Origin of the sequence: Alteromonas sp. CI.11.F.A3 (genome assembly GCF_032925565.1) — a bacterium.
Taxonomy (GTDB): Bacteria; Pseudomonadota; Gammaproteobacteria; order Enterobacterales; family Alteromonadaceae; genus Alteromonas.
Map to the genome: position 1 here is coordinate 3587879 of NZ_CP136708.1, position 15697 is coordinate 3603575.

11 protein-coding genes are annotated in these 15697 nt (G+C 44.6%); 4 read left to right on the forward strand and 7 right to left on the reverse strand.

Translation table 11 applies throughout. The annotated features are described in order from the left end of the window. The first annotated feature begins 17 nt into the window (after positions 1-17). Together R1T43_RS15500 and R1T43_RS15505 are read left to right on the forward strand one after the other, a co-directional pair. Positions 18-1385, forward strand: coding sequence for a GNAT family N-acetyltransferase (locus tag R1T43_RS15500; protein ID WP_317350284.1), 1368 nt, complete (start codon positions 18-20; stop codon positions 1383-1385). Further along, complete coding sequence (locus R1T43_RS15505; RefSeq protein WP_211071178.1) at positions 1382-3460, forward strand: M13 family metallopeptidase; 2079 nt, start codon at positions 1382-1384, stop codon at positions 3458-3460. Before R1T43_RS15500 ends, R1T43_RS15505 begins: the two co-directional genes overlap by 4 nt. A gap of 120 nt (positions 3461-3580) precedes the next feature. On the opposite strand, the gene betI is transcribed toward R1T43_RS15505, so the two are convergent. The 4 genes from betI to R1T43_RS15525 form a co-directional block, all read right to left on the reverse strand. Beyond that, positions 3581-4162 (reverse strand): transcriptional regulator BetI, encoded by a 582-nt coding sequence (gene betI / locus R1T43_RS15510; RefSeq protein WP_317350285.1) that lies wholly within the window; start codon positions 4160-4162, stop codon positions 3581-3583. Positions 4163-4236: 74 nt separating this feature from the next. Continuing rightward, on the reverse strand, positions 4237-6651 hold the full coding sequence (locus R1T43_RS15515; protein WP_317350286.1) for a TonB-dependent receptor domain-containing protein: 2415 nt from the start codon (positions 6649-6651) through the stop codon (positions 4237-4239). Positions 6652-6836: 185 nt separating this feature from the next. Continuing rightward, positions 6837-8474, reverse strand: a complete 1638-nt coding sequence (locus R1T43_RS15520) for a SulP family inorganic anion transporter (protein ID WP_317350287.1) — start codon at positions 8472-8474, stop codon at positions 6837-6839. A gap of 35 nt (positions 8475-8509) precedes the next feature. Continuing rightward, the gene (locus R1T43_RS15525; RefSeq protein WP_211071174.1) at positions 8510-9157 is read right to left on the reverse strand and encodes a carbonic anhydrase; all 648 of its coding nucleotides are present in this window, start codon (positions 9155-9157) and stop codon (positions 8510-8512) included. Positions 9158-9300: 143 nt separating this feature from the next. Between R1T43_RS15525 and R1T43_RS15530 the strand changes: the two genes are divergently transcribed. Together R1T43_RS15530 and R1T43_RS15535 are read left to right on the forward strand one after the other, a co-directional pair. Further along, positions 9301-10245: a hydrogen peroxide-inducible genes activator gene (locus tag R1T43_RS15530; RefSeq protein ID WP_317350288.1), complete on the forward strand. Its 945-nt coding sequence runs from the start codon at positions 9301-9303 to the stop codon at positions 10243-10245. Between the two features lie 108 nt (positions 10246-10353). After that, positions 10354-11247: a LysR family transcriptional regulator gene (locus R1T43_RS15535; protein ID WP_211071172.1), complete on the forward strand. Its 894-nt coding sequence runs from the start codon at positions 10354-10356 to the stop codon at positions 11245-11247. Positions 11248-11380: 133 nt separating this feature from the next. Here R1T43_RS15535 and R1T43_RS15540 read toward each other — a convergent pair whose 3' ends face one another. From R1T43_RS15540 to R1T43_RS15550, 3 genes are read right to left on the reverse strand one after another with little or no spacing between them, the layout of a single operon-like run. Beyond that, positions 11381-11977: a DUF938 domain-containing protein gene (locus tag R1T43_RS15540; protein WP_317350289.1), complete on the reverse strand. Its 597-nt coding sequence runs from the start codon at positions 11975-11977 to the stop codon at positions 11381-11383. An 18-nt stretch (positions 11978-11995) separates the two neighbouring features. After that, positions 11996-14620, reverse strand: a complete 2625-nt coding sequence (gene metH, locus R1T43_RS15545; RefSeq protein ID WP_317350290.1) for a methionine synthase — start codon at positions 14618-14620, stop codon at positions 11996-11998. A gap of 8 nt (positions 14621-14628) precedes the next feature. Next, positions 14629-15696, reverse strand: coding sequence for a homocysteine S-methyltransferase family protein (locus R1T43_RS15550; RefSeq protein ID WP_317350291.1), 1068 nt, complete (start codon positions 15694-15696; stop codon positions 14629-14631). Position 15697: the final 1 nt, after the last annotated feature.

The window sequence follows — 15697 nt, forward strand, 5'->3', positions numbered from 1 at the left end:
AGCGTCGTTGAACGAAAGTGAATAAAGTAAACGTGAGCATGGAATATAAGGTAAAAGTTGTCAGTGCGGTGTCGGATATTCCCCAAGCTATATGGGATGACCTTGCTAGAGGCGAAGGCCCTTTCTTACGTTACGACTTTTTAAATGCGTTAGAACAAAGTGGATGCTGCAATGAAGCTTCTGGTTGGATACCGCAACATCTTGTCATTGAAAAAGCTGCTGTAGCTGACCAATGCCATGCAAATGACCGAGCGCCTCTATCTGACCAATCGCTTATAACTGAACAAGCCCTTGCAAATGATCAAGCCTCGTCTAACGAAGAAGCATTCTCTGCATCAGATGAAAGTACGGTAATCGCCATTATTCCCGGTTATTTAAAAACCCACAGCTATGGCGAATACGTGTTTGACCATTCATGGGCCAATGCATACCACCAGCATGGTATTCCTTATTATCCGAAGTGGATTGCCGCAATCCCCTTTACGCCCGTTACCGGATCACGAATATTAACCCGTGAAGAGGCATCATTTAACGAAGCGCTTATAACGCTCATTTCTGATACCGTGCAATCGATTGGCGAAGAAACCGTCTCTTCCTGCCATTGGCTATTTACCGATGCCCGCACGCAAAGAATCCTCGGCAATAACTCAGATTTGCTCACTCGATACGCTGTTCAATTTCAATGGCATAATTATCAATACACCAATTTCGACAGCTTTTTAAATGCGCTAACGTCGCGCAAACGTCGTGACATGAAAAAAACACAACGAAAGCTGGTTGAACAAGGCATTCACTACCGCCATTTATGTGGGAATGAAATCACCGATGAGGTACTCGATTTCTTCTTGCAGTGCTACCAAGCAACGTATTTAAAACGTAGCGGCCACACAGGCTATTTGAATGAGGCATTTTTTCATCAGTTGCGCGATACCATGGCCAACAATATGCTTATTATCACTGCGTTTAAGCATGATTGCCTGATGGCCAGCGCGTTGTTTTTTTATGATGACTCGGGGTTATATGGCAGATACTGGGGGGCATTAGAGGAAGTCAGCGGACTACATTTTGCGTGTTGTTACTTTGAAGGCATTGCGTTTGCGATAGAGAAAAAGCTTCCACTTTTTAACCCTGGCACTCAAGGCGAGCATAAGATTCTCCGGGGGTTTGAACCTATTTACTGCCAGTCGCAACATCAATTGTTTTCGGCCCCCTTTCATGATGCTGTAGCGTCATTTTTACAACAAGAATCAGAACATATTGTTGCGTATTTCAATCAAGCCCAAGATGTTTTACCTTTTAATAACGATATAACACCTACCCTTAAAACGACAAACACCCCTAACCCTTTGTTAGCGGTGAATAATCATAATGAGAAAACGATATGAAACAAAAACTACTCGCGCTAGCCATAGCAGCATCGCTAGGCTTAGCAGGCTGTGGTCAGCCAGAACAAAATAAACAACAAGCTGCTGACAAGATGGCAATGGAAGAAGAGCAAGGTCAAGCTGAACTAGGTTCATTTGGCGTAGACTTATCTGCCCGAAACGAAGCCGTTAAACCTGGCGACGACTTCTTCATGTACGCTGGCGGTACCTGGTACGACAATTATGAGCTTCCTGCCGATAAAACCCGATTCGGTGCCTTCACTGCCCTTGCTGAGCGCAGTGAAGAGCAGGTCAAAAATATTATTGACGGGTTAATGGAAAAAGAAGACTTGAACGCTGATGAACAGCTAGTTCATGATTTTTTCGTGTCTTATATGGATGTCGAAACCCTTAACGAAAAAGGGCTTACACCGATTTCTGATGTGCTGTCATCTATTGATGCTATTGCGTCAACCAAAGACTTAACTGAAGTATTTGGTAAAAGTTGGCTCACCGGTGCGAGTTCTCCTATTGATACTGGCATGTGGTACAACCGTTTAGATCCGAATGAGTACCAGCTTAGCGTTGGTGTGGGCGGCCTTAGTTTACCTGATCGCGATTACTACATTAGCGATCATGAAAGGTTCGTGAAAATTCGTGAAGCTTACTTGGCGCACATCGAACAAATGTTGAACTTTGCGGGCGTAGAAAATGCGGCTGAACAAGCTGCCACCATTCTTAAGCTTGAAACTGAGATAGCAAACATTCAGTGGCCTCGTGAGAAACGTCGCGACCGCGACCTTACATTAAATCAAATTGAGCGCAGCAAACTTACTGATGCTTATCCTCAATTTGATTGGGACACATTTTTAGCCCAAACCGGCTTTAAAGCGCCTGAACTTAACATCACCCAGCCTGAACCCATCAATGATGTTATTGATATTATCAATGAAACCAGCCTTGATGATTGGAAGGCTTACTTGACTTACCACACCATTAAAAACAATGCAGGCTTACTATCAGAAGATATTTATCTGGCCAACTTTGACTTTTATGGCACAACGTTAAGTGGTCAGCAGGAGCCTCGCCCTCGCTGGAAGCGTGCCGTAAGCCAAATGGCTGGTACTGAGTCTTTAGGGTTTGCCATTGGTAAGATATACGTTACTGAGTATTTCCCTGAAAGTTCGAAAGCACAAATGGCCGAGTTGGTTGAAAATTTACGTACGGCACTGAACGAACGTATCGATAACCTAGATTGGATGAGTGAAGACACCAAAGTTAATGCGAAAGAAAAGCTGATGGCGTTTCGCCCTAAGATTGGCTACCCAGACAAATGGCAATCTTTCGATGGCTTAACCATCAACAGTGATGACTTGCTAGGAAACGTGCGTAATCTTAGAGAGTTTTTCAAAGCTGAAGGTATTGCGAAAGAGCTAGAAAAAACCGACCGTGAGCGTTGGGGCATGACGCCACAACGTGTTAACGCGTATTACAACAGTTCGTTTAACGAAATTGTTTTCCCTGCCGCTATTCTTCAGCCGCCGTTTTTCGATCCTAATGCTGATGCTGCAGTAAACTATGGTGCAATTGGCGCTGTTATTGGCCATGAAATGGGTCATGGTTTTGACGATCAGGGTTCTAAGTCTGATGCTAACGGTATTCAGCGTAACTGGTGGACTGACGAAGACCGCGCTGCATTTGAGAAAAAAGCCGATATGCTGGCCGAGCAATACAACCAATACGAGCCGATTGAAGGTAACTTCGTTAATGGTCGTAACAGCTTAGGCGAAAACATTGGTGATGTAGGTGGTTTGTCTATGGCTTATCATGCTTACAAACTAAGCTTAAATGGTGAAGAAGCGCCGGTTATTGATGGCCTAACTGGCGATCAACGTTTCTTCCTTGCATGGGCGCAAGTGTGGCGTGAAAAGCGTACTGAGGAAAGCATGTTGAACCAGCTACGTGGTGGAACGCATGCTCCAGGTCGTTACCGTGCGCAAGCACCACGAAACCACGATGCTTGGTACGAAGCTTTTAACGTTCAACCTGGCGATGATTTGTATCTTGAGCCAGAAGAACGAGTTCGTATTTGGTAATGTTAGTGGATACCCATGCGGACGCTTTGTCCGTGTGGGCTTCTTTGATGACAATATTTGTATTTGCAGCTTTTATAGTTAAAGGCTTTTAACCCCACACTCCCGACTACCACGCCGCTTTTATTGATATTGTGATAGCACCAATCGTACATAACGCTTCACCGCGTTACTCGTCCTAATCACATTTTCCTTATTATTTTGCTTTTCACCTTCAAGGGCATTGCGTAACCAAAAACCATCTATCATAGCTGCGGTAGACAACGCTGCCTCTTTGGCATGCTCCCTAGGAATAAGGTTTGCAAAACTATAGGTTAAGTTACTTTCTAACCGTTTGTGGTTTATTCGTTGAAGACGGTGTAAGCCTTTATTGTGCAATGATAACGCCCAAAAATTCAGCCATGTATTGGTGGCTGAGGATTCTTGCTGTTCACCGGAAAAATTGCTTTCAATAATGGCGTCTAAGCGCTCTAAATGGCTGCTAAAACTACCCTGCAGTTTCAACTTTTCAAGCAGGTATCGCATAGCGGCTTCAATTAGCCCCTGTTTATCACCAAAATAATGGCTAATAATACCGGTTGAAAGACCCGCTTGTTTACTAATCAAACTAATGGTGGCGCTGTGAAACCCGTGCTCAGCTATGACCACCAAGGTGGCATCGATTAGCTGCTGCTTTCGAATGGGCTCCATTCCTACTTTAGGCATGTAACTGCTCCATACCGTATGAGCCGCTGCAACGCACTTTTCATGTACGTTGCAACAACCCGTCTTACAGTGAATTAAAACGTTAAACGTGCATTGATGGCGACTGCGCGTGGCGCACCTATCCAAAATGCGTTAGGGGCGATGGTAGAAGCATAATCCTCATCTAGCACATTGTTTACGGTTAGGCGAACTTCAAGCTCTTCCATGCCTTGACCTATATTGCTAATGTATCCACCAATATAAAGGTCGCTAACCAAATAGTCATCTACTTCAGCGGTATTGTAAATATCGATGAAACGAGAGTCGACATACTTTGTCGATATACCGGCGAAATAATTGTTTTTACTCCAATCTAGGCTAATAACTGCCATGGTATCTGGCGTACCTATCACCATATTCCCTTTTACTGCTACCAATGAAGATTCAGAGTTTGTGGTATCTGCAATAGCGGCTTGGGCATTGGCTAGTGAGTCGTACTGGGTACCTGTGCCACCAATGGTTTCAATGTATTCCGATTCACTTAATGTTAGCGAGGTAAATACAGTAAGGTTGTCGGTAATCGCAAAGTCAGCAGACATTTCAAAACCGCTAGACTCAATCCCCCCTACATTTCGATATCCACCTGCCGCGGCTTCTAAAAAGTCGATACCGCTAGCAGTTTCATTGCTGGTGAATTGAATGCGGTTATTAAACTCAATGGTGTAGTAAGTAATATTGGCATTGAATTTAGCGCTTGAATAACGAAGACCTACATCAATATTCTCTGCAGTTTCTGGTTCAATAAAGCGCAAGTCCGTATCGTCACGCTCAAGTTGTGCGTCTTTTATTGATGCGAAGTTTTCACCGTAGCCAGCGAACAGTTCCAAGCCATCTATGGCGATAGGTGCTACAAAGCCAGCAGAAAATAGCGTGTCTGAATCAGAATTAACGTCAAGGTTATTAGCGCTGTCGAAGTTGTCGTTCTTAGCAATATCAACATTAAAGCGCTTAGCGCCTAGACGTACTTTCGCTATTCCAAAATCAATTTCGTCTTCTACGTAATACATTAAGGTATCAATAGGGAAACTGCGATCATACTGCACCCAGTAAGGCGAGTTATTAAAATCGTAACCAATCGCCGAATCAGTGATTTTGTGCCAATCTCGGTATTCATCACGCTCATAATCTTCCCACCACAATCCAAAGCGAAGCGTATTATCGAACTCGCCTAACTTGGCATACCAGATGCCATCTGCATTAAAACCAAGGCGCTCTTTGTTGTAATGTGTGTGTCGGTACGAGCCAACTGGAATTGCACCTTGTTCGTGACAGCTTGGGTCGTACTCGGCCCCTGCCCCGCCATAAGGAAAGGTAATTGAACTTGCACAGCCAGCAATAGGAGAAAGCTGCATGCCATCGCGGTCTACAAAGTAGATATTGCCAAGTGCACTACCACCATAGACCGTGTTTCCGTTGACCAACTCTGAGTGACCGTCAGCGCCGTCATCTTTTACGTCTACAAGATACGGTGGCACCCAATCACCACGTCCTTCGTTTTCGTGATAATAGACACTTGTCGACATATCGACGGCGCCAATAGAAAACTCTGCTTTCAAGTAAGCTAATAGATTTTCACGTAAAGTAGACCAGCCACGACGATAAGATTGGTCTTGGTAGGGGATACCGGTCCATTCACTGGTGAGCTGATCCCAGTCAGGGTTTTGCGCATATTGCTCTAGGCTATAAATTCGTTGGTAGTTTTCTTCATGGGTATCGTCATATGACACATAGCCGGTTAGCGCAACGTCTTCCACCATAGAGGTTACTTTCAACGCCAGGTGATCACGGGTATTTTCAGCCACTTGATCCATGAAGTCGCTGCTTTCTTGTGTAGATAGACTGATCCACGCGTACGTATCTTTTAAGATTTCGCCGGTGTCATAACGCACATAGTATTTTGAAGCATCAAACTCCCCCGCCGTCACGCTCGCGACAAAGCCTTCTTCATCGCTCGGATTAATAGTCGTAAAGTTTAGCGTACCGCCTAGCGCTTCATGAGAGCGAGAGGCAATATCAGACGTACCTTGTGATACTTCTATGGTTTGTAGGTTTTCAGTATCAATATAGCGGTTTGCTTTAGCACCGCCGCCATAGTTCGAGTTGCCGTTGGCAATACCATCTACCGTCATACCGATTTGCTGTTCATTAAGGTTAACTTGAAAACCACGAATAACAATAGAAGTAGACCAATCATCGGCCCCAAAGGTATCACCTTCGTTAATTAGCACACCCGGTAAGTTATCTACCACGGCAAGCACACTGCTTAAATTTGCTTGCTGTTTTTGCATGTCGTCAGAAGCCGCGTTATTGGCGTATGACACACTTCGCCCAACAACCGTAATTTCTTCTATTTCGGTAGATTTATTTTCCGTAACAGCTTCTGCATGGCTATTTGAAACACCTGATAATCCGGCAAGTACACTAAGTGCAATAAGATGGTAACGCGTCATGTGTATGTTTCCCTTTTTAATAGTTTGAGTATTTTTCACCCAATCAGCTTAAAAAGCGGATGTGACAGTTACGTTAAGTTAAATTGAACATTCAATTAATAAAAAATGACAGATTATGAAAAAAGCACCAAAAAAAAGCCCTTCGCGAGAAGGGCTTTTATTAAATACACTTAATTATCATAAAGTTAAGATTGCGATACAGCGTTAAAATTAACTTCTTGATTCGGTGATTCCGTCACTTTTTTTTTCGCATAAAGTAATGCGTCGTGCAAGTTATCGTAAATAACGATACCTGGATGGTTAACACAGATGCTCTCTAGCACTTCGTTCACCGCGGCATTAGCACCGCAAATCACTAGTTGTCTACCTGCCGCCATAGCATCCACAGTTACCGTTTCTACCGCCATTGCCGCAGACACATCCACAGTAGGCACACGGGTGAAATCTAAGATCATCACCTTAGAACCTGCTTTTACGTTGTCTCTTACATGGTGACCTACATCAGCAGCGGCACCAAAACTTAACGGACCGCCGAAGCTGAAGATAGAGACCTTGCCTTTTAGCGACTCAAGTAACGCATTTTCTTCCGGGTCGTTAAGCGACTCAGGAATTTTACGAAGCTCTTCAAGTTGTAAGTGAGCAACTTGACGGACGTAAGCTAACGCAGCAAATACCACGCCCACACCCACAGCAGTGATTAGGTCAACAAACACAGTAAGTGCAAGTACTAGGATCATTAAACCGAAATCCCAGCGAGGACCTTTGTGAGCGCGCTTTAAGTAGCTCCAATCAATAATGTCTAAACCGACTTTAACCAAAATACCGGCTAGTACAGCATGAGGGATTTTCGCCGCAAGTGGGCTAAGACCCAACACAATCGCAAGTAATACCAATGCGTGGACCATACCCGAAATACGGTCTTTACCACCGCTGCGAATATTTACAACCGTTCGCATGGTGGCACCAGCCCCAGCAATACCGCCAATGAAACCCGCTACAGTGTTACCAATACCCTGACCGATTAGCTCTCTATTGCTATCGTGGCGGGTACGGGTCATGTTGTCGGCAACCAATGAGGTCAATAAACTATCGATAGCACCTAGAATCGCAAGAATAAACGCAGCTTCTAAGATTAATAATGCTGTACCTTGCTCGAATACTGGCATTTGGATGCTAGGTAAACCTGTTGGGATCTGACCTAAGATAGGCACAGATAACGCTAAGCTTGCAAGCGTACCGATGATAAGTGCTGCTAGCGCACCCGGTACATATTTACCTAATGATGCTGGCCATTTGTAGGCAATAATTAGTGTACCAATACCTAAACCTAGGGTGGCAAAATTAATATCTGCAAGCGCAGTTGGTAAATAACTTAATGCACCAATAGTACCGCCTGGAGGCTCATGCCCTAAAAGACGACCTAATTGTAGAATAATAATAATGGCACCTATACCCGACATAAAGCCCGATATAACAGGGTATGGTACTAGCCGGATGTATTCTCCAACCTTTAAGAAGCCGAAGATAATCTGAAAAATACCGGCAAGTATAACTGCGGTAAAGATCAAGCTTGCATCACCAGATAGGCTAGCAAACAAACCGGCTAATACCACCACCATAGGCCCAGTTGGCCCAGAAATTTGTGACGGCGTACCACCAAACAATGCGGCGAAGAACCCTACCGCAATGGCGCCATAAAGACCGGCCATCGGGCCAAGTCCTGAGGCTACCCCTAGCGCCAAGGCTAGCGGTAAAGCAACAATACCGGCGGTTAAACCACCGGTAATGTCACCCCGTAAATTACTTACATTTAACTTAAACATGGAATGTTTCCTAAGTTCTTAACGCGCAAAAGTGCTTAGCGTGCAAGCTGCGCTTCTGCGTGAGATTGATCCATTACCTCAAACTCACCAGACTCGCTGTTGTAGCACAACACTTCGCCACTACCTATATTATAAACCCAACCATGAAGAGTAACTTGTTTGTTCGCAATTTTTGCGGCAACAGCAGGATGTGTACGTAAATGCTGAATTTGCTGTACCACGTTTTCTTTTGTTACATCTTCTAAATGATCGTGGGTTAGTTCAGAACAACCACTACGCTCTTTAACAACTTCAGTCGCAGCGCGACAATGGCCTAGCCACTCTTTAACATGAGGCAATGAAGCGAGCCCTTCAGGCTTTAACGCACCTTTCATTGCGCCACAATCTGTGTGCCCGCAAACAACGATATGCGTAACGCCCAGTGCTGCAACAGCAAATTCGATTGAGGCGGTCATACCACCTGTTTGGTTGCTATGCGGAGGCACGATGTTGCCTGCGTTACGACAGATAAACAGTTCGCCTGGTTCGGTTTGCGTCACCAAATTAGGATCGATACGAGAGTCTGAACACGTGATGAAAAGCACTTCTGGGTTCTGACCATTCGCCAGCTTTTGGAAGGCCGCTTTTTTCCCCGGATAAACTTCCTTCTGGAATTTAGCAACACCCGAAATTACGTGATCCATAAATTTCTCCATTAAATAATAATTATTGTCTTTTACTGTCGACACCAGTGTCGCCTGATAGATTAATAGTTTAATATACTAGTTCGTGATAGCTCTTAACTATCACGCTATTTGAATTATAAAATTAAGGCGACGTAATCACCATGTTACTGAACGGTAAAACTCCATCGATTAACCAAATTCGTTATTTTGTTGCGGTAGCTAAATACCTAAGCTTTCGGCAAGCGGCCACGAGCCTAGGTATTAGCCAGCCTACTTTAACGAGTCAAATTAATACCCTTGAAACGAGTTTGGACTTAGTGTTATTTGAACGTTCAAGAACTGGCACCTTATTATCGCCCCAAGGCAAAGCACTTTTCGAAGCGGCCGAAGAAGTACTTCAAGCAAATCACCGTTTCAATGAAATTGCGCGGGACCTGGCTGAAGGTGAAGTGGTTACCTTCCGCCTTGGTATTCCCCCTACTCTTGGCCCTTATTTGTTGCCCCATATTTTGCCTGAGTTACATCAGCGCAAGCCGGGACTACGTTTCTACGTGCGAGAAGCTGCACCGCAGGCGCTACAACATGGATTGCTGCATGGCGAGTACGATTTAATTATCTCACCACTTTCCAGTGAATATTCGCAGCTAATAACCGAGCCGTTATTTAACGAACCCCTTAAATTTGTTGTGCCCTCCGATCACCATCTTGCTGGTAATGCCTTTGTGCGCCCTGAACAAATAGCTGGAGAAAAAGTACTTACCTTAGAAGATAGACACCATTTTCATCATCAAGTGCAACATATTTGCGACGAAATTGGCGCAAACCTGCAACGGGACTACGAAGGAACAAGCTTAGATACACTGCGACAAATGGTAGTAATGGGTATGGGGGTAGCATTTTTGCCGGGGCTATATATACATTCAGAGTTGCATCACCCCGAGGCACTTCATGTTTGTGAAATAGAAGGTATGCCCATTGAAAGACAGCACTCCTTAGCGTGGAGAAATACCGCACCAGGACGCAAAACCTTTAGAGAAATTACTTCTGTGATCAGGGATATTATCGGTAACCGACTTTCAACCGCGGTAGATGTCATTCACGGTTAATCACGTGTTTACGTTTCTACACTTATCGCAATTTACCTAATTAGCATGGCAAAACTGATTAAAAATAATGGTATATTTACGTTAATACATGAGCAACATTCATAAATTATGATTGAACGTCAGCATCTTAAGATTATTAACGCTATCCATAAACACGGCACCATGACGGAAGCAGCCAAGTCCTTGTTTGTTACTCAGTCTGCACTTAGTCATTCGATGAAAAAACTAGAAGCGAGCTTTTCGTTGCCGCTTTGGCAAAAAGAAGGTCGAACATTAGTGCTGACTCAAGCAGGTAAAAGCTTGGTGGGTTTATCTCAACGTGTACTGCCTCAATTCGAGCACACCGAAGCACAGCTTCGCCGTATGGCAGAAGGGAAGCAAGGTATATTGCGTATTGGGATGGAATGCCACCCTTGTTTCGAATGGTTGCTAAAAGTAGTTGCGCCTTTTTTAAAGGCCTTCCCCGATGTAGACGTTGATGTAAGACGAGCATTTTCATTCGGTGGCTTACAAGCCTTACACGGCTACGACATTGATTTATTACTCACACCCGATCCATTACATGTAGATGCGATTAATTACACCGGCGTATTAGATTACGAACAAGTATTAGTAATGCACAAAGAACATCCTTTGGCTAAATGTGCCTATATCAAGCCTTCGCAATTGGCCAATGAAGTGGTGATCACCTATCCGGTAGAAACCAATAGACTGGATATTTTTTCAGGGTTTCTTACTCCTGCTGGTGCAAGCGTAAAACAACACAGAACCATTGAAACCACAGAAATTATTTTGCAAATGGTGGCAGCTGGGCGCGGTGTTACCGCATTACCGAAATGGCTAGTTGAAGAAGCGAAAGAATCTGATGTGTTAACGTATAAGCCCTTAGGTGAAAAGGGCTTACAAAAAACCTTATATTTGGGCCACCGAAAAGAGGTTGACCCAATTGGGTTTGTTGACGAATTTATCTCGTTGGCCAAGGCAACCGTGTTGCCTAAATGAACAGATAGCCGCGTTTACATTTTAAACTGCCCTCCCCATCCATTTAACCCTATAGATACGCCTCTAAGCTGAGTGGCCTCAACGGCCATGGAGACCCATATACACCATGGCTACTCAGTTTACTAAAAGGCCGCTAGGGTTTATGCCATTCCAGCAATAAATTATTTGCGGGCATCTTATGAATTTCCCGTAACACTAAGTCTCGGCTCCACTCAGTCAGTTCACTAATATCACGGTAGCCACCATATCCACGCTCGATAAGTGACTCATGGAATGCCTTATTACTTTCAGAGGAAAACTCTCCGCCGATAGTAAAAGGGCCATATTGACAGAAAATCCCACCTGAAGGTAAGTATTCACTTACTGATTTCATCAGCTGTTCTGCTTCATGACGTTGCATAATGTGAGCGGTATTAGCACTGTAAATACCTTGTATCGATAACGCTGGAAAGGCGTCTTTACCTATTGTGAGCGATACAGGCTTTGAAACGTTAGGTAATGCAGCTTCTTCTAGCCACGCCGTAATACCCTCATGGTAATCAGGCTGATCACTACAGTACCATTGTAAATGTGGCAAGTTTTCAGCAAAGTAAACGGCATGCTGCCCTGTACCACTGCCAATTTCTAACACACCTTTACAATTAGCAAACGTACGATTAAGTACAGCTAAAATAGGCGCTTTATTATTTTCGCTCGCTTGGCTAAACGGCTTCGTAGATGATTCTGTCATATTAGTAAGCCTTCAGCGTTAGTCATGTAAATTAGGCCCCAACCATTTCTCAGCTTCTTCCAATGTCCATCCTTTGCGGGTGGCATAGTCTTCTACTTGGTCTTTTTGAATTTTTGCCACGGCGAAATACTTGGCTTGAGGGTGGGAGAAATACCAACCGGACACTGCGGCACCTGGCCACATAGCAAAGCTTTCAGTCAATTTCATGCCCGTATGTTGCTCTGCCGATAATAAATCCCAAATAAGCTGCTTTTCAGTGTGTTCTGGACACGCTGCATAACCTGGCGCCGGTCGAATACCTTGGTATTTTTCACGAATAAGGTCGTCATTGGTTAAGTTTTCACTTTCCGCATAGCCCCAATACACTTTACGTACTTGTTCATGCAGGTATTCAGCAAAGGCTTCGGCTAACCTATCGGCCACGGCTTTTACCATAATACCGTTGTAGTCATCCCCAGCTTTAATGAAGCTATCGGCTAGCTCATCTTCACCTATTCCGCCTGTCACCGCGAAAGCACCGATATAATCATTAATACCTGATGATTTCTCGGCAACATAATCGGCTAAGCAATAGTTAGCGAATTTATCTTTTAAGGTTTGCTGACGAAGATGATGCGCTACCCCTTGTACGTCTGAGCGAGACTCATCGGTATACACTTCAATATCATCATCTACCCTATTAGCAGGAAATAACCCAATAACACCTTTAGCGGCCAATGAATTATTAGCGATAATGTTATCAAGCATTTCATTTGCGTCGGCAAATAAGGACTTTGCTTCTTCCCCTACCACATCATCTTCTAGAATTCGTGGGTACTTGCCGGCCAAAGACCAAGTCAGGAAGAACGGTGTCCAATCGATATACGGACGCAAGGTAGCGATATCTACATCCACCGGTGTTACCCCTAATTTCTTAGGTGTTACGGGCGCCTCTGTAAAATCTGGTGTGAACGCATTGGCGCGTGCTTGGGCTAGGGTAACTGGCTTGCTGCGCGGTTTTTTACGGGCGTGTTGGTCACGTACTTTGTCGTATTCTTTTGCCAGTTCTTCGGCATAAATATCTCGAGAGCCACGGTTAAGCAGCTTTTGACACACGCCAACTGCGCGACTTGCATTAGGTACATACACCACAGGGGCATGATAATTTTGTTCTATCTTAACTGCCGTGTGTGCTTTGGAAGTAGTTGCACCGCCAATTAAAAGCGGTAAGTCGAAGCCTTGACGCTCCATCTCTTTGGCTACATGCACCATTTCATCAAGTGAAGGCGTAATAAGGCCAGAGAGCCCAATCATGTCTACGTTTTCATCTTTCGCCACTTGCAAGATAGTAGCTGCAGGTACCATCACCCCGAGATCAATCACTTCGAAGTTATTACATTGCAATACAACGCCTACAATGTTTTTACCAATGTCGTGAACGTCGCCTTTCACGGTGGCAAGCAATATTTTGCCATTGCTCTTAGTGCCATCGGATTTTTCGGCTTCAATGTAAGGCTGTAAGTGGGCCACGGCCTTTTTCATTACCCGCGCCGACTTTACAACCTGAGGCAAGAACATTTTGCCTTCACCAAACAAGTCGCCAACAATGTTCATGCCGTCCATTAACGGCCCTTCAATTACATGTAGCGGGCGCTCGGCCTGCAAACGAGCTTCTTCAGTATCATCAATAATGTAATCAGTAATACCTTTTACCAGCGCATGAGCCAAACGCTTATTAACGTCTTGCTCTCGCCAGCTTAAATCTTCTTTTGCCGCCGCTTTACCGTCGCCTTGATAGTTAGGGGCGATATCAAGCAAGCGTTCAGTAGAGTCGCTACGACGATTTAGAATGACATCTTCTACCGCTTCACGAAGTTCTTTTGGTATTTCATCATAAACTTCAAGCTGCCCCGCATTCACGATAGCCATGTCCATACCGGCACGAATGGCGTGGTATAAAAACACCGAATGCATCGCTTCGCGTACGGGGTTATTGCCCCTAAACGAGAACGAAATATTAGAAAGGCCACCGGAAATATGTGCATAAGGGCAAAGCTCACGAATTTTCGCTGTGGCTTCAATAAAATCTACGGCGTAGTTATCGTGCTCTTCTATACCCGTTGCTACCGCAAAAATATTCGGGTCGAAGATAATATCTTCAGGTGGAAAACCGATAGATTCTGTCAGCAGTTTATAACTGCGCTGGCATATCTCAACTTTACGCGCTTGGGTATCTGCCTGCCCCGTTTCATCAAACGCCATCACTACCGTGGCAGCACCATAAAGTTTGATTTTCTTGGCTTGGGTAAGAAAGCTTTCTTCACCCTCTTTAAGGCTGATTGAGTTTACAATCGCCTTGCCTTGCACACATTTTAGCCCGGCTTCAATCACTTCCCATTTTGATGAGTCAATCATAATAGGCACCCGACTGATATCAGGCTCAGAAGCAATCAAGTTCAAAAAGGTAACCATGGCCTGCTTGGAATCAAGCATGGCCTCGTCCATATTGATATCGATGATTTGCGCGCCGCTTTCAACTTGCTGGCGGGCAACATCAAGGGCAGTTTCATAATCGCCTTCAAGAATAAGACGTTTGAAGCGTGCTGAACCGGTAACGTTAGTACGTTCACCAATATTAATAAATGTAGAAAATTGTGCGCTCACGCTGCCTCCTAATGTACAAACGGCTCAAGGCCAGACAAACGCATTTTAGGTTCGAACTTAGGCACCGTTCTTGGTGCTATGCTGCTTACCGCATCGGCAATAGCACGAATATGTTCTGGCGTACTGCCACAGCAACCGCCAACAATATTCACTAAACCCGACTCTGCCCATTCTTTGATATGTTCGGCCATTTCAGGCGCTTCTAAATCGTATTCGCCAAATTCGTTAGGTAAACCTGCATTGGGGTGAGCAGATACAAGGCACTCGCTAATCGTTGAGACTTCTTCAACATATTGGCGTAATAAGTCAGGCCCTAATGCGCAATTTAGGCCAAACGAAAATGGGCTAATGTGGCGCATTGAATAATAAAAGGCTTCTGAGGTTTGTCCTGAGAGCGTTCTGCCTGATGCGTCGGTAATGGTGCCTGAAATCATCACAGGCAAATACTTACCTAGTTTTTCGAATACGGTTTCCACGGCAAAAGCCGCCGCTTTAGCATTTAGCGTATCGAAAATGGTTTCAAGCATAATCAAATCTACGCCGCCTTCAATTAACGCTTCGGTAGACTCTGTGTACGCTTCTACTAAGGCATCGAAAGTCACGTTGCGCTTACCTGGGTCGTTAACATCAGGAGAGATAGACGCTGTACGATTAGTTGGGCCTAATACACCTGCGACAAACCTTGGTTTATCTGGCGTTTTTGCCGTGAACTCATCGGCTGCTTTTTTGGCTAATTTGGCTGCGGCAATGTTGATGTCTCTTGATTGCGCTTCCATGTCGTAATCGGCCATGGCGATGGTAGTGGCGTTGAAGGTATTGGTTTCAACAATATCAGCGCCTGCTTCAAAATAATCGCAGTGAATTTGATAAATAATATCTGGCTGTGTAATGGCTAAAAGGTCGTTATTACCCTTCACGTCACAATGCCAGTCCGCAAACTGAGTGCCACGGTAATCTTCTTCTTCCAGCTTGTGTTGCTGGATCATGGTGCCCATTGCACCATCTAATACGAGAATACGTTGTTGTGCAGCGCTTAGCAGTGTTGCTTGCGCGCTAGAAACTGGATGTTGACTCACG